General features: G+C 40.7%; 12 protein-coding genes. 8 read left to right on the top strand and 4 right to left on the bottom strand.

Features of this window, described 5'->3' with window-relative positions; translation table 11 throughout:
* Positions 1-44: 44 nt before the first annotated feature.
* From DSM08_RS13020 to DSM08_RS13005, 4 genes are all read left to right on the top strand, one after another.
* Positions 45-809, top strand: coding sequence for an SDR family NAD(P)-dependent oxidoreductase (locus tag DSM08_RS13020; RefSeq protein ID WP_149526572.1), 765 nt, complete (start codon positions 45-47; stop codon positions 807-809).
* 167 nt (positions 810-976) lie between these two features.
* Positions 977-1831 carry a fumarylacetoacetate hydrolase family protein gene (locus DSM08_RS13015; RefSeq protein WP_149526571.1) on the top strand — a complete coding sequence of 285 codons (855 nt, stop codon included), beginning with the start codon at positions 977-979 and terminating at the stop codon, positions 1829-1831.
* Positions 1832-1843: 12 nt separating this feature from the next.
* Positions 1844-2674, top strand: a complete 831-nt coding sequence (locus DSM08_RS13010) for an amidohydrolase family protein (RefSeq protein ID WP_149526570.1) — start codon at positions 1844-1846, stop codon at positions 2672-2674.
* Between the two features lie 4 nt (positions 2675-2678).
* Positions 2679-3467, top strand: coding sequence for an L-fucose dehydrogenase (locus DSM08_RS13005; protein WP_149526569.1), 789 nt, complete (start codon positions 2679-2681; stop codon positions 3465-3467).
* Between the two features lie 72 nt (positions 3468-3539).
* Here the strand turns inward: DSM08_RS13005 and DSM08_RS13000 are convergent, their stop codons facing one another.
* From DSM08_RS13000 to crcB, 3 genes are all read right to left on the bottom strand, one after another.
* Positions 3540-5132: a SusD/RagB family nutrient-binding outer membrane lipoprotein gene (locus DSM08_RS13000; RefSeq protein WP_149526568.1), complete on the bottom strand. Its 1593-nt coding sequence runs from the start codon at positions 5130-5132 to the stop codon at positions 3540-3542.
* A gap of 18 nt (positions 5133-5150) precedes the next feature.
* Positions 5151-8342 (bottom strand): SusC/RagA family TonB-linked outer membrane protein, encoded by a 3192-nt coding sequence (locus DSM08_RS12995; RefSeq protein WP_149526567.1) that lies wholly within the window; start codon positions 8340-8342, stop codon positions 5151-5153.
* Positions 8343-8757: 415 nt separating this feature from the next.
* Positions 8758-9138 carry a fluoride efflux transporter CrcB gene (gene crcB, locus DSM08_RS12990; RefSeq protein ID WP_149526566.1) on the bottom strand — a complete coding sequence of 127 codons (381 nt, stop codon included), beginning with the start codon at positions 9136-9138 and terminating at the stop codon, positions 8758-8760.
* Between the two features lie 204 nt (positions 9139-9342).
* Here crcB and pckA point away from each other — a divergent pair, with 204 nt between their 5' ends.
* Both pckA and DSM08_RS12980 read left to right on the top strand, forming a co-directional pair.
* Complete coding sequence (gene pckA, locus DSM08_RS12985; RefSeq protein WP_149526565.1) at positions 9343-10911, top strand: phosphoenolpyruvate carboxykinase (ATP); 1569 nt, start codon at positions 9343-9345, stop codon at positions 10909-10911.
* A gap of 261 nt (positions 10912-11172) precedes the next feature.
* Positions 11173-12084, top strand: a complete 912-nt coding sequence (locus tag DSM08_RS12980; protein ID WP_149526564.1) for an AraC family transcriptional regulator — start codon at positions 11173-11175, stop codon at positions 12082-12084.
* 426 nt (positions 12085-12510) lie between these two features.
* On the opposite strand, the gene DSM08_RS12975 is transcribed toward DSM08_RS12980, so the two are convergent.
* Positions 12511-13014, bottom strand: coding sequence for a DUF6702 family protein (locus DSM08_RS12975; RefSeq protein WP_149526563.1), 504 nt, complete (start codon positions 13012-13014; stop codon positions 12511-12513).
* A gap of 118 nt (positions 13015-13132) precedes the next feature.
* Here DSM08_RS12975 and DSM08_RS12970 point away from each other — a divergent pair, with 118 nt between their 5' ends.
* Both DSM08_RS12970 and DSM08_RS12965 read left to right on the top strand, forming a co-directional pair.
* Positions 13133-13708, top strand: coding sequence for a HupE/UreJ family protein (locus tag DSM08_RS12970; protein WP_149526562.1), 576 nt, complete (start codon positions 13133-13135; stop codon positions 13706-13708).
* Between the two features lie 2 nt (positions 13709-13710).
* On the top strand, positions 13711-16056 hold the full coding sequence (locus tag DSM08_RS12965) for a M1 family metallopeptidase (RefSeq protein WP_187773860.1): 2346 nt from the start codon (positions 13711-13713) through the stop codon (positions 16054-16056).
* The last annotated feature ends 289 nt before the right edge of the window (positions 16057-16345 follow it).

Raw genomic sequence — 16345 nt, 5'->3', positions numbered from 1 at the left:
GATAGTTGTACATTAATAGAATTTAAATAATAAAGTAATATCATATGGCTAAGTTAGCTGGTAAAGTCGCGATAATCACAGGAGGTGGGTCTGGCATTGGTCGCGCTATTTCGGAACTTTTTGCTGCTGAAGGGGCGAAGGTTCATATTTTAGATTTGAATCCGGACGGCGCAGCAGAGACGGCTAGCGTTATTAAACAAGCTGGAGGTGCTTGCGAGTTGCATACCGTCAATGTTAGCAATCAACAGGAGGTTCTTGCTGCTGTTGCGCAGATTGGTAAGGTCGATATATTAGTTAATAATGCTGGTATTGCCCATGTAGGCAATGTGGAGCATTGCTCAGAAGCTGATTTTGACCGTATATACCAGGTCAATGTAAAAGGAGCTTATAACGCTTTATACGCTGTTATTCCAGTGATGAAAGCTAACGGAGGAGGCGCAATCTTGAATCTGGCGTCTATTGCTTCGGTGGTTGGAATTGCAGACAGATTCGCATACTCCATGAGTAAAGGCGCAATCTATGCCATGAGCCTATCGGTCGCTAGAGATTATCTTCACGATCATATTCGTTCGAACTCCATCTCACCGGCGCGCGTGCATACGCCATTTGTTGATGGCTTTATCGCTAAAAACTATCCAGGACAGGAAGAAGAGATGTTTGAGAAGCTCTCTAAATCGCAACCTATCGGCAGGATGGCTAAGCCGGCAGAAATTGCTAAATTAGCTTTGTTCCTCTGTTCAGATGATGCCGGCTTTATTACAGGCAACGATTATCCAATCGATGGAGGATTTATTAAATTGAATAACTAGAGTAGATATAAGATGTTAGATATTAGACATGAGAACTGGATGTCGCTAAATATGGGGAAAAGAGAATCTCTCTATATCTTGGTTGAGCTACTTGCTCGAACTAACTCTAACACACCATACTCTAATATCTAATGTCTAAGATCTAACATCTAAAAAAAACAAATAAAATGAAATTAATACGTTACGGAGAATCTGGGAAAGAAAAAATAGGGGTTCAAATCGAGGATAGAAACTATGATGTTTCTGCTTTTGGCGGTGATTATAATGAGGAGTTTTTTGCAGATAATGGGCTTGCTCGTTTAGAGGATTTTGTGAAAGCGAATGAGGGAAATCTGATTGAGATTCCTGCGGATGCTCGATTGGGCGCTCCTTTTGTTCGTCCTTCGAAGATTGTATGTATTGGCTTAAACTATAAAGATCATGCGGAAGAAACAGGAGCAAAGATTCCTGCGGAACCTATTATCTTTATGAAGTCTACTACGGCTTTGGTTGGCCCGAATGATCAGGTGATGATTCCTAAGAATTCCCTGAAGACCGATTGGGAAGTGGAGTTTGGTATTGTCATCGGCAAAAAGGCTTCCTATGTGGATGAAAATGAAGCATTGGATTATGTAGCTGGCTATGTATTGCACAATGATGTTTCCGAACGCGAGTTCCAGCTGGAGCGTGGTGGTACATGGGACAAAGGAAAAGGATGTGATACCTTCGCGCCAATGGGCCCTGTAATGACTACAGCTGATGAAATCCCGGATATCAATTCCGTTCGTCTTTGGTTAAAAGTGAATGGTAAGATGTATCAGGATGGAAATACCAGCAACCTGATTTTCAATGTGCCGTTTGTGGTTTCTTACGTTTCGCAGTTCATGACCTTACTGCCAGGGGATGTGATTTCGACAGGGACGCCTGCGGGTGTCGGCTTAGGATTTAATCCGCCAATTTATTTGCAGCCTGGCGATATTATTGAATTGGGCGCAGACCACCTTGGTGTTCAACGACAAGAGGTCGTTGCTTTTTCTAAATAAAACGAAGAAGATATGCGTATTGATGCTCATCAACATTTTTGGCTTTATGATCCGGTTCGCGATAGCTGGATCACGGAGGAGATGGAAGCGATTCGAAGGAACTTTCTACCGAATGATATTGGGCAGATTTTAAAGGATAATAAGTTTGATGGTGTCGTTGCTGTACAAGCTGATCAATCTGTCAAGGAAACGGAATTTCTAGTGGAGCTTTCGGGTTTTTATAAACTGATTAAAGCCGTTGTCGGGTGGGTCGATTTACGATCGGATACCGTTGAGGAGCAGCTTGAAAGGTTCAAACAGCATACCATAATCAAGGGTTTTCGCCATATTATAGAAGGGGAATCAGATCCTGATTTCTTGCATAGAGATGAATTCTTAAGAGGAATTGCAGCTTTGACAAAGCATCAGTACACTTATGATTTGCTTATTCGCCCAAGGCATTATGCGAGTACACTGAAATGTGTTTCCGCAAATCCTGATCAGGCTTTTATGTTAGATCATATCGCGAAGCCTCCGATCAAGTCGCAAGAGTTTGACGAATGGGCACAGTTCATTGCGGATTTGTCGGGATATAGCAATGTTCATTGTAAGATATCCGGATTGGCGACAGAAGCGGATTGGAAGCACTGGACGCTGGATCATTTCACACAGTATATTGAGCATGTGATTGCTTGTTTTGGAAAGGACAGGGTCATGTTTGGTTCGGACTGGCCGGTTTGCCTGCTAGCAGGAACTTATGAAGATAGTATCAACATCGTAGCGGATAAACTGCAGGATTTCTCGGAAGCGGAATTGAAGGGTTTCTGGGGTGATAATGCAGTGAAGTTCTATTCGATAACATAAAACTATGGATTTACATTTAAAGGATAAGGTCGTTATAGTAACAGGTGGCGCAAAAGGTATTGGTAAGGGTATTGTATCGGCGCTTGCTGCGGAAGGGGCAATCCCGGTTATCGTCGGGAGAAAGCAAAAGGATAATGAAGCTGTCAAACAAGAGGTGGAAGCGAGCGGTGGAAGGGCCTTCGCTGTAGAAGCTGAGTTAGCAAATCCGGAAGCCTGTAAGCAGGCTGTTGAACAAGTTGTTTCGCAGTTTGGCAGAATCGATGGACTAGTGAATAATGCAGGACTGAACGATGGCGTTTCGTTATTGAAGGGTAATTACGATGGTTTTGTACAATCTCTTCATAACAGCTTGATCCATTATTATCTAATGGCTCATCATTGCCTGCCAGAATTGATAAAAAGCAAAGGCAGCATCTTGAATATTTCCTCGAAGACTGCCGAGACAGGGCAGGGTGGAACCTCGGGCTACGCGGCAGCCAACGGTGGCCGTAATGCTTTAACAAGAGAATGGGCGGTGGAACTGTTGCCTTATGGTCTTCGTGTCAATGCAATCATTGTTTCCGAGAGTATGACACCACAATATGAAAGTTGGATTCAGACGCTGGATAATCCAGAAGAAACATTACAAAAGATTACGAGTAAAATTCCGTTGGGAAATAGAATGACTACGGTAGATGAAATCGCTAATACAGCAGTGTTTTTGTTGTCAGATCGCTCTAGTCATACTACCGGCCAATTGATTCATGTCGACGGCGGATATGTGCATTTAGATAGAGCCTTAATAAAGGAATAATAAAAATATTTTTTATAACAAGAAAAAGGCTGCCCCAATTTAAGGGCAGCCTTTTCTTATTGTGGAGGTTGATTACTTAGCAAACCATAGTTTCTTATCAATCTCATCGCCACCTAACTCAGCAGATGCTTTTTTCCAGTTTTCTGGGTTCAAAGTTTGCTGTGTGAAAGGATAGCGCACGCGTGCTGGAAGGTCCTTTGCAATGACGTTTCCAGACTGTAATGGTGTAAATACGTAAGTCGTATTGTTCTGCGGACGAGTCCCAGTTTCTCCAGGCATCAATAAGATCTGTGTATCTGGATATCCTGTTCTACGGTATTCGTTCCATGCTTCATCAGGGTTGAAGAATAACGTAATGTACTTTTGTGTCATTACATTTCTTTCATTAGCTGCCGGAAGCTTCGCAATATAAGCTGCCGCAGCTTCGTCAGATACGCCCAAGCGTTCTAGATTGGCTTTGACACCATTAATGTAGTTCGTTTGCGACCAATTGTTCATCTCACTCAGGATAAACTCTACTTCGGCATATTCCATTAACACTTCACCTCGGGTAGCTTTCAAGATATCTCTTGAGAAGAAATTAACGTTGGCTGGTTGTGTATAGTAGTTTTCTACTTGTGGAAGACCGTTCGGGATACCTGTATAATATTTTAATGTATCGTTATCTGTATATCCCTCTTTGTATTTTGCCCAGGAGATTCCATTTGGCGCGGCGATTTTCACTAATCTTGGATCGACTCCGAAATTACCGACGGTACCCTTGAGAAGATCAATAAATGTTTTGTTCACAAAGAAGTCAGTACGGTTATCTACAAAGAATGTTTTCCAGAGCGGGTTTCCTTCTAAGTTTGTTGAACCGGATTTGTGGATGGCGTTATCCGCATTGGAGGTAAAGACTCCGGAAGCCACTGCGTCGCGCATTTCTGCTACTGCAGCCGGATGCACCTTCTTAATCCGGTTTGCAATTCTTAATCGTAAGGAATTCGCAAATTTCTTCCATGCGGCAGCAGCACCTGGTTCCTTATATATATTATCACCACTCACGAATCCACCAGCGGAAACATCTAACTGATTGGCTGCTTCTTTTAATTCGTTTAAAAGGTCAGCGTAGATTTCGTCTTGTTTTGCGTAGGCAGGCGTAAGATATTTATCAATATTCAGCGCTTGGAAATTGGGGTTGTCCTTTTGTCCGTAAGACCAGTAAGGAACATCGCCAAAGTGTGTTACTAAATTGTCGAAAACATAGGCAAGCATGATTCTGGATATGGCAATTTGATTTTGTAATGGTCCATATTGCGTCATCTGAACCTCTGTTGCGGGATCCTCACATTTTTCGATTAAATCTTTGTAGTTATTTGCAACGCGGTAAAGAAAGATCCAACCGTTGGTGGTTTGATTATCCCTATACGCGTACTTGTCTTCCTCTACATAGTTGCTCTGTGCTGAGTACTGCATCCACGGCATAGACATTCTAGCCATCCACCAACCATCGCGTGTGTTGTCAAATAATACGCGATTTGCGCCGTTGAATATCATATTTGTCGGTGCGATTTCCGGCGAATTGGGGTTCTTGTTTATTTCTCCTAAATCTTTTGTGCAGGAACTAAACGTTAAAGACGCAATTCCAATTACAGAAGTTAATAGTATAGATTTTATATTTTTCATGTTCTCTAATTCAAATGATTAAAACTGTAATTTCAAGTTTAAGCCGAAGTTTCTTGATGCAGGTAAATTACCGCCTTCAAATCCTTGGATATTACCCGATCCTGTTGTTGTCATTTCTGGGTCGAAGTTTTTATTCGCTAAACCCCAGGCAGCAAGGTTTCTCGCGAAGCCAGAGATCGTAGCATTCTTCAAACGCAGTTTGCTAACAAATGAAGATGGTAAGTTGTATCCAAGCGTGATTTCTCTCAATTTAACGTAGTCGGCATCAAAAACGTTTTGTACAGTTGGACCGCCATAGTAATTTCTAAAGTATCTGTATGCGGATACCTCCGTTGTATTCTCTTTTGTATTAGTTACTGTGTAAGAACCGTCTGGAGCTTTATTAACTGTTCCAGTTACGCCAGGGGCAACAAAGTCATTCTCCCGAACACCATTTGCAGCAGTTTCTTCCAATACCCCTGTGTAATGACCAAACATGTTTGATACGGAGAAGTATTTACCACCTTTTTGGATGTCGATCAATGCGCTAAATGTGAAGTCCTTATAACGAATATTGTTTCTCCAACCAGCATTAAAATCAGGAAGGATTGTTCCCAGGTTCTTTGCATCTGAGGATAGATACAAACCATTTGCACCCACTACCTTATTTCCTTGGTCATCGTAAATAAAGTCAGAACCATAGATCTGTCCATACGGTTGGCCCACCATAGCAACCAGAGAAGCTTTAAATGGCGCGTTTGCAAGCGGAAGGGATTTGATACCCTCATATAATTCAACGACTTTGTTTCTGTTTCGAGCAAAGTTTATTGAAGTTGACCACTCGAAATTGTCATTGCGAACTGGTACTAATGTTAACATGGCCTCTATACCTTTGTTAACAGCACGTCCAGCATTAAATATTTTTGACGAATATCCTGTTTCTGGTCCTGTAGTAACAGGCATAATCAGGTCCGTAGTTTCTTCGTTGTAATAGGTGAAATCTAAACTAACTCGGCTGTCAAACATGGATGTTTCAAGACCGAATTCATAAGACTTCTTAGTTTCCGGGCGAAGATTAGGGTTTAGCTTCTGAAGACTTTTTAAGAAATATGGAACTTCAAGATAAGAGGTGTTTCCATATGTGTTATTAAGATACACGTCTAATAAGCGATACGGATCAGTATCATTACCTACTTGAGACCAACCAGCACGTAGTTTACCAAAGCTTAACCACTCTGCATCAACAAATTTTGTGAATACAAAAGATCCTGTTACAGAAGGGTAGAAATATGAATTATCGCCTTCAGGTAGTGTAGAAGACCAGTCATTACGCCATCCAAAGTCAGCATATAAGAAATCTTTGTATCCTAATGAGAAGTTACCAAATACCGAGTTTACGCGTTTTCTAGACAAGGTTGTCTGTAGCGTAACGGCATCCATACTATTATTTGTCGTGTACAGATTCGGAACGATAAGTCCACCGTTTGTGTTGGAGTTTGAAGAGAATCTAGTTGTATTACGACGGTTAGCACCGATAAAGGCGTTGAATGAGAAGTCTTCCCATTTTTTGTCGTAATGTAATCTACCTTCATAGTTCATCTCCGTAAACTCTCTGATTCTTTCTGTGAATCCTGATACCCCTTGTGAACCCACAGCAACACGTTCGCCAATTTTCAAAGTGTAATTATCGCCGTAGACATTTCCTGTCACATATAGCCCAGGCATGAAGTCGTAGCGTACTTCCACATTACCATAGAATCTATCACGTTGATCGTCTGAAGTATTTTCATTGACAATCCAATAATAGTTATCAGAGTATTTTGGTGTTGCATCATCCCAAGACGAGCGGTTCCATGTTTTTTGAGCACCTGCCGATGTTTTGTATTTTTGAAGACGTTTATAGTCTAATTGCATTTGTCCCCATTGGAACATCTTTTGACCGATCGAAGCGTCGCCATATCCTTGTTCAGGACGATTAAATCCATTCGTACGAATGTAATTGATCGTACCTCGTGCGGAGAATTTATCCGAGAATTTATTGTCGATACTTAATGCTGCCGTTGTTCTTTTTAACTCGGTGTTTGGAACAATACCCGATTGTGACACATTCGAAAGAGATAGTCTAGCCGATGTATTTTCATAGGATTTAGCAAGTGAGATCGCATTATTATATGCTACGCCGGTTTCAAAGAAAGTTTTGTAATCGTTCGTAGGGTATTGCCATGCTCTAGTTTTCATGTAGTTTTCCGGGTCTTCAGGATCAAAAGCATCCCAATGCAATACTTGTTGGTTCTCGTATTTCGCTCCCCAAGATTCATCGGCATTATAATCTACCAACAGATAATCTTTCCCGTCAATGGTTTGATTAATGAATTCTGGACCAAGACCACCACCGTATAGTTTTTGAAGCTTTGGTGTAATACCTAAATTTTCGAATGCCACACCTGTATTTACGACAATCTCATCGCGGCCTTTTTGTGCTTTTTTTGTTTTGATCAAAACAACACCATTCGACGCTCTTGCACCGTATAAAGCCGATGCAGGACCACCTTTTAATACGTTTACCGACTCGATATCATCAGGGTTGATGTCAAATCCGGCATCACCATAGTCACGTCCACCCGCACCTCTCTCTGCATTCGCAGTGTTGTAGTTCGAGTTGTCCATTGGGATACCATCTACAACGATTAAAGGTTTGTTTTCACCAGTTAGGGAACCGATACCTCTTAATACGATACGCGTAGAACCGCCTAGGCTGGACGAAGGTGCAGAAACTACTGCTCCGGCCACATTTCCAGATAGTGACTGTAGTGCATTTCCACCACGTGCTGCGGTTAAGACATCGCCTTTAACCTCCTGTGCAGCATATCCCAAAGATCTTTTCTCTCTGGAGATACCTAACGCCGTCACAACGACTTCTTCTAACGTTTCATCTTCTGAAACTAATTGGATGTTGATAACTGATCGGTTTCCTATGGAAACCCTTTGTGAGGTATATCCTATGTAGGATACATTTAATTGAGTTGCAGACGTGGGGACTTCCAAGCTGAAGTTACCTTCATTGTCTGTTTGAGTTCCAGCAGTTCCTCCAACTACTGAAACTGAGGCGCCCGAGATCGGAGATCCATCTGATGACGAGGATACTTTTCCCGTTACTTGGCGATTTTGTGCAAAAGCCGCTCCAACCATAAGCGTACATAGCACTAAAAGACTAAGTAATCTTTGTTTCATTGTTCGTTTTTTAGTTTTATAATTTTTGTGAAGTCTCTAGGGCTAGAGATGGAACACTATGATAAATCTATTGAAATTTTGAGCAATGATTTACACTTTTTAACAATTCTTAATCTAACTCGAGGAAAGTATTGTAAAAAATGAATTGATATTCGGTAGAGGATGCTTATTTAATTAATAAACGTAATGTATTTTTAATCAGATATTTAATGTTTTTGTTTTTCAGAAAAAGTGAGTCCTGTTGAGTCTGATAAAAATCTATGTTAAATTTTAAAAAAAAGTTTCCCTTGTAACCATTTGTCACAAACTGTGAAAATCTAGTATGAGATGTGGAGAGAATTTCAGATTATTTAACTAATAAAATAGAATGTTCACTCAGCGATGAGCTGAATAGCAAAGCGCATACAATAAATGTTTAGGCTATCAGTCTAGAGATCGATAATCCTGCCCATACTGCAAGCAGGCCAAGTATTACGCTTAAACCGATGTATAATAGCGCTTGAGGAATCTGGTTATTGGTTATAAGATTGTAGTTTTCGGCGGCAAAGGTCGAAAAGGTGGTGAAACCTCCGCAGAACCCTGTAATCAGAAGCAATTTCCAGTGGGCATTGATGATTTGCTGTTTATCGAAAAAACCAATTAGGAATCCGATCAGTAGACAGCCAATGATATTCACTAATAAAGTTCCTGTTGGAATGGCATGGGGGAAATGCTTCGCAATATATTGTCCCGTCGTATAACGCAGGATGCTTCCTACCGCACCACCTATTCCAATAATAAAAACTTCTTTAATCATTTTGTCCGTCTAGGGATTTTATTTACATGATAAATATATGGTAAATATGCTTTAAACCGTGGTATTTTACTCTTCTTATTTTAATTTTCTATTAGCCTGTAAAATTTAGGACAATATAGGTTAACAAATTGCCATTTGCGGTTAATATCGGTCTAATAGTACACTGTACCTTTACCGAAGAAATAAGCATTAAAAATACCTATTATGATGCAATATAAAACGAATTCAAATCTGCCGGATTTGAAATATTTGCAGATTGATCTACAGGCTACCTCACATTACCAGCTGCAAGCGGCTGAACTTGTTGAGCAAGCTATCTTAAACAATGAAGGCGTATTAGCAGATAATGGCGCCTTATGCATTGAAACCGGAAAATTTACTGGACGTTCGCCGAAAGACCGTTTCATCGTTTTGGACGAGGAAACTAAGGATAAAGTGAATTGGAATGCCGTAAATCAACCAATCGCGGAAGCACATTTTGAAACGCTTTGGAATCAGGTAACAAATTACCTATCACAGCAAAAACTCTATGTTCTAGATGCAAAAGCATGTGCGGATCCCGCAGAGGAAATTACAATCCGCGTTGTTTCAACGAATGCGTCGCACAATCTCTTCGCTTCAAATCTATTTATTAATGACAATGACGCGAAAGCGGAGAATCAACCTGATTGGTCAATATTAGTTGCTCCGCAATATACTATCGCAGATTACGCGACATTAGGACTAAATAATGAGAACTTCGTAGCGATTAACTTTACGAAGCGAATCGTTCTGATCGCAGGAACAGGATATACTGGCGAGATCAAGAAAAGTATCTTCACCGTGTTAAACTACTTGTTACCTACTTATAAGCAGTATTTAACAATGCACTGTTCGGCTAATCGTGGCGAGAATGGTGAAACGGCCCTTTACTTCGGCTTGTCTGGTACAGGAAAAACAACCTTGTCTTCGGATAAACGCAGACAGCTAATCGGAGATGATGAGCATGTTTGGACGGAAAATAAAGTGTTCAATATCGAAGGCGGATGTTATGCGAAGTGCATCGGCTTAAACGCAGAATCAGAACCCGAGATCTACCAAGCGGTTCGTTTCAATTCCCTTTTAGAGAATGTGAAATTCCACGAAGGAACTCGTCAGCCTGACTACGAGGATAAGAGTATCACAGAGAATATTCGCGTTTCTTACCCCCTAGAATTTATTGAGAACATCGTTCCAAACGGTCAAGGATCAGCGCCTAAGCATATTTTCTTTTTGGCAGCAGATGCATTTGGCGTTTTGCCTCCAATTTCTAAACTGACCGTTGAACAAGCGATGTATTATTTTATCAACGGCTATACATCGAAGATTGCCGGGACGGAAGCTGGTATTACAACACCGCAAGCAACCTTCTCAGCATGTTTCGGACAGGCATTCTTACCATTGCATCCTACGAAGTATGCGGATCTATTGGGTGAGAAATTGGAACAGCATCCGGATATCCAGGTATGGTTAGTGAACACCGGATGGGTTGCCGGCCCTTATGGCGTTGGAAATCGCATTAAATTAGGCTACACCAGAACCTTAATTCGTGAAGCCTTAGCAGGTAAACTATCGGAGCAGGAATATATCACACATCCGATCTTCGGATTGCATATGCCGAAAGCTTGCGATGCAGTGCCTGCAGAAATTCTTAACCCTGTAGCACTCTGGGAAGACGCTGCAGCATATGAGAAACAAGCATTGGAACTTAAAGGATTGTTCGAGAAAAACTACGAACAATTCCGTCAAAAATAATCCGGTAGATGCTGGGAGGTATCCGAGCAAATACCCATGATTTCTTTAACTTTTAACTAATTTTAATGAAGAATGACCTTTCCTCGGAAAGGTTGTTCTTTTTAATCGTAGGAAAGTAGTATCCAAATATTACATTTAACCCATAAAGTATGCTTAGATTTGCACCTGATTATAGGTGCTTTTGAAGGAACTAAATTATGGGATTAATTAATGTTTCAGCTGTTAATATATTCGAACACCTTCAAGATTAAGGATTAAATTATGAGAAACGTCGATTCTAAGAACCCTATTGAGTTCACTGCGCCGGCATCAGGGGTAGGGTCTTTCTATGTGCAAGAGGATCTTCGTAGCAATTTTTATAATCATTATCATCGCCATAAAGAGTTTCAGATCTCCTATATCCTAAAAGGCAGCGGATCCATGCTGATCGGTAACTTGATCCAACCTTTTTCCGATGATGAAATCTACATCATGAAGGCGAACGATCCTCATATCTTTATCAAAGAAGGACCAGATGAAGAGAATATCCATGTGATTCATATTTTCGTTGCATTTGATAAACTGTGGCACTTTTTCGATTTATCGGAATTGCATCCCGCACGCGATTTCTTCAAGAAGCTAGATTCAAGTAAGAAAATCTCTCAAGATGTTAGTTTGGGAATTAAGGATAAGTTTATTGAGTTGGCAAAAGGAGAGGGGATGAAGAAGATCATATCGATCCTCGATATCTTCCAATTCCTGATCCGTCATGAACAGGATATGTATTCCCTGTATTCCGGACTTCCTGAATCTACATTCAACGATAAAGTCGGTATCCGAATCAACGAAGTACTTCGTTTCTCATTAGCGAATTACGATAAGGAAATCAGCATCGAAGAGGTCTCAAAGCTTATCCATATGACGCCTTCGGCTTTTTGTAAGTACTTCAAAAAGCACACGATGAAAACCTATGTTACCTTTTTGAACGAAATAAGAATCGAGAAAGCTTGCCAATTATTGATCAACAAGTCTACAGAGAATATATCAGAAGTAGCATATCAATGTGGATTCAACACGGTTGTGCATTTTAATCGCATATTCAAAAGTATTCTCAATACCTCTCCATCAGAGTTTATCAGTAAACATTCTGCAGAACTACAAATTGCGCACGCCAAAGTAGATCAGGCGGTCTAAGAAAACATCAAAAGCATCTTTCTTCTATACGTTGTTTTTTCCTTATTCCTTATTGTCACTATAACGCAATTTTAGAAATAGATTTGCAAATTGGTTCAAAATTTGTTATATTATGATCAAACAATAAAAAGAAAGGTAAAATATGATTAAAAAGAAAAGTAACAAAAAAGAAAAAATGATGAACAACCCTTACTTATACTACGTAACAAACTGGGGATTCGTCGCAGCCAACCAAACCAAACCCACCAGAGGAGCTAATCCTCAATAGAAAAACCACATTTTTTAGATATTAGACACTAGACATCAGATTTAAGATGTTTGGCGGTCTTTTATTGGTTTAAATATTATTTCTTTTTCCCTATTTTTAACTGCATTGAGACAGTAGCAGACACCATATATAGAATTCTTGGTTCTAAAGTCTAATGTCTATTGTCTAAAATCTATTACAACACTTTTCTTCGGATTATCCATTTTCGTACTTTGACGTTTTCCGTCGACAGTAACATGTAAAATATTGGACTGCGATTTAAAATCTTGATACAGCAACTGATTGGTAATTATTATCGTGCTGACTGGACTAGTCTGCGGCGTTTCGAAATAACACCAGGCAACATCCTCTTCTACTTCGTAACCTACAAACTTCAGCTTTTTAAATTGCCCATTTACCTTCAGGTTAAAATTATCCTGTATATATTTTGATATAGCAGAGTCGGCTACGGTTTTATTTTTAGGATTAATAACGTCGATCTTTTGCTTCAACTGATTTTTTAGCGCTACTTCGAGGTCATCATAGAAGATTCGGCATGAAATTTCAATACGTTTGTTCTTAGAATTGAAGTCAACCGTTGAAATACTGACGTAAAAAGGATGGGCAAATACACTAATCGTAATTAAGCAGAGAATAAGTAGGAGCCAAGGTGTTTTTATCATTGGTTGTGCTTTAAAGTATTGCAACAATTTTATGCTAAATTATCGAAAAACCAGAACAACAGCAGCGATAATTAAAATAATATTAAATTTGTGTTGACGAATTGATAACACCTAATTCATGAGCGACTTTTCTATCTATTTCCAACTTGGTTGGCAACATATTCTTGATTTGAATGGATATGACCACATACTTTTTGTAATGGTACTCTGCTGTAGCTATGTGCTGAAAGATTGGAAGAAGATATTGTGGCTGGTTACAGCCTTTACAGTCGGCCATTCCGTAACCCTAGCGCTTGCAGCCTTCAAGGTATTGAATGTCAATTCAGATTGGATAGAATTCCTAATTCCAGTTACTATATTAATTACAGCATTATACAATCTCCCAAAACGTAGAAAACAACGGAGTCCGGCATTGCTATACAGCATGGCGCTAGCATTTGGATTTATCCATGGATTAGGATTTTCTAATTATTTACAATCCCTTTTAGGAAAAGAGGCAAATATCTTTTGGCCGTTGCTTTCCTTCAACCTCGGTTTAGAATTCGGTCAACTTATCATCGTGTTCTTTGTTATCCTTCTGTCTGAACTGATGTTGAAGATCTTTAGTGTGACGAATAGAGATTGGAGTTTCTTCCTCTCGTCAGCCGTTGTCGGTATTTCATTAATTATGGCTCTAGAACGTATTCCAGTTTAAGTATGAAAAAATCTAAGGTTTTAGCATTTGCAATCGGCTTAAGTGCCTTCTTCACGCAGCAGAGTGTCGCACAGTCGTTGAACAATCCAGGGTCGAACCATGGAAATAAATTCGAACAACTCGGTACGCTGATTTCCGATCCAAATATATTTCGTACCGCCTCCGGTGCGCCGGGCGCCATGTATTGGCAGCAGAAGGCAGATTACGTAATTCATTGTGAAGTCGATGATGTTAATCAGATCTTGAAAGGTTCCGAGTCCATCACCTATACCAACAATTCGCCCGACCCGTTGGATTATCTATGGATTCAATTGGATGAAAACGAGCATGCTGATGATGCAGAAAGCAAAAGCTTCGATCAAAGCAGCCTGAACGAACGCATGTCTTTAGAAAGATTGAAAGGTTTGGTGCCTGAAAAGAAAGGCTTCGGCGTCAATATCCGGAAGGTAGCTGATGGAGGGAACAATCCTTTAAAGTACACAATCAATTACACGATGATGCGTGTAGATCTTCCCACTCCTTTGAAACCAGGAGCCAAGATGGTACTGAATATTGATTGGGACTACAAGATTTCCAATCGTATGGAAGAAGGCGGTCGTGGAGGATACGAGTATTTCGAGCAGGATGGCAATTACTTGTATACCATTGCACAATGGTTTCCGCGCATGGCTGTATATTCAGATTTCCAAGGTTGGCAAAATAAGCAGTTTACCGGAAGAGGGGAGTTTGCCTTAGTATTCGGAGACTATAAGGTGCATATCACAGTTCCTGCAGATCATATCGTAGGTGCCACCGGAGTCTGCCAAAATTATGCACAGATGCTGAACGCTACACAGATGGATCGTTGGAAGAAAGCGCAACAATCGGACGAACCGATAGAAATAGTGACGCTCGAAGATGCTAAAAAAGCAATGGGGCAGAAATCCTCGGCAAAGAAAACCTGGATATACGAAGCAAAAAATGTGAGAGACTTCGCTTTTGTAAGTTCTCGAAGATTAGTTTGGGACGCATTGAAAGTGCAAGATGGTATAGAGGGCAATCAACCAATGGCCATGTCCTATTACGGTCCGGAAGCATATCCTTTATATAGAAAGTACTCGACCAAAGCGGTTGCCCATACGCTACGAACATATTCAAAATATTCGATTCCGTATCCTTACCCTGTGGCTATCTCGGTAGAGGCGGCAAATGGAATGGAATATCCGATGATTTGCTTTAACTACGGTCGTGCAGATGAGGATGGAACGTATTCTGAAGCGGTGAAATATGGCATGATCGGGGTCATCATCCATGAGGTCGGACACAACTTCTTCCCCATGATTGTCAATTCCGACGAGCGGCAGTGGACATGGATGGATGAGGGTTTGAACACTTTTCTACAGTTCCTAACCGAGCAGGAGTGGGACAAAGATTTTCCATCGCGCCGTGGCCCCGCACATAAGATTACCGATTACATGAAGCTCCCTAAAAATCAGCTGGAGCCAATTATGACCAACTCAGAGAATATCATTCAGTTCGGGCCGAACGCTTACGCAAAGCCGGCTACAGCATTGAATATCTTGCGCGAAACCGTGATGGGAAGAGAGCTATTCGACTTCGCATTTAAACAATATTCCCAACGCTGGGCATTTAAGCACCCTACACCTGCAGATTTCTTCCGCACCATGGAAGATGCTTCCGGGGTAGATCTCGACTGGTTCTGGCGAGGTTGGTTCTTCGGGACTGATCCGGTTGAAATTTCCCTAGAAAATGTAACGCAGTATAAAATGACTGGCGGAAATCCAGCGGAAGCTCAAAAAAGCCGAAAAGAAGCTTTTGAGAAGGACTTAAACAGTATCAGCAGGCAACGCAACATGGAAGAAAATATGGCATTCCTCGTAGAAAAGGATACTTCGCTATTAGACTTCTATAACAAATGGGATAGATTTGCGGTACGTCCCGCTGACCAAAACAATTACCAGCAATTTTATAGCGGCCTAAGCCAAAAGGAAAAGGATATATTCGATGGAAAAATCTCTTTCTACGAATTGACCTTTAAAAATAATGGCGGTTTAGTAATGCCCCTGATTATCGAATGGAACTATGCCGACGGCAGCAAAGAAATTGACCGTATCTCTGCTTATATATGGCGCCATAACGAGCAAGAAGCAACAAAAGTCTTCGCCAAGTCAAAGGACGTTGTCAGTATTCGCTTAGATCCCTACCGCGAAACTGCCGACATCGATGAAGCAAACAACGCTTGGCCTCGACAAGCACAGCCCTCGCGCTTCGAAATCTTCAAAGAAAACGGAAGAAGCGCAAGAGGACAGTCTACAGAAAGCAACCCGATGAAGGAAGCGAGGAAATAGTAGTTAGTATTTAGTAGTTAGTATTTAGACCTATTGCTGGAATTAGATTTTAGACTTTAGAAATGAGATATTAGAGTATTGTCTTTGAACCAGGAAAGGAAGAATGCAAGGATGAGCAGGATCATGGTCATCTTTGCATCCTTCCTTTCTTGGTTCAAAACTAGAAACTATAGGTCTAACTACTAACTACTAACTTCTAGCCAAACCCCTTTTAAACCCAATGTAAACCCAATACAAACCCATATCAAAGCCCTTCTGAATGGGGTATGATATGGGTTTGATAAGGGTT

The sequence above is a fragment of the Sphingobacterium hotanense genome (assembly GCF_008274825.1).
Lineage (GTDB): Bacteria > Bacteroidota > Bacteroidia > Sphingobacteriales > Sphingobacteriaceae > Sphingobacterium > Sphingobacterium hotanense.
The sequence above is the reverse complement of the archived record's forward strand: the minus strand, read 5'-3'. Positions and strand labels throughout refer to the sequence as shown.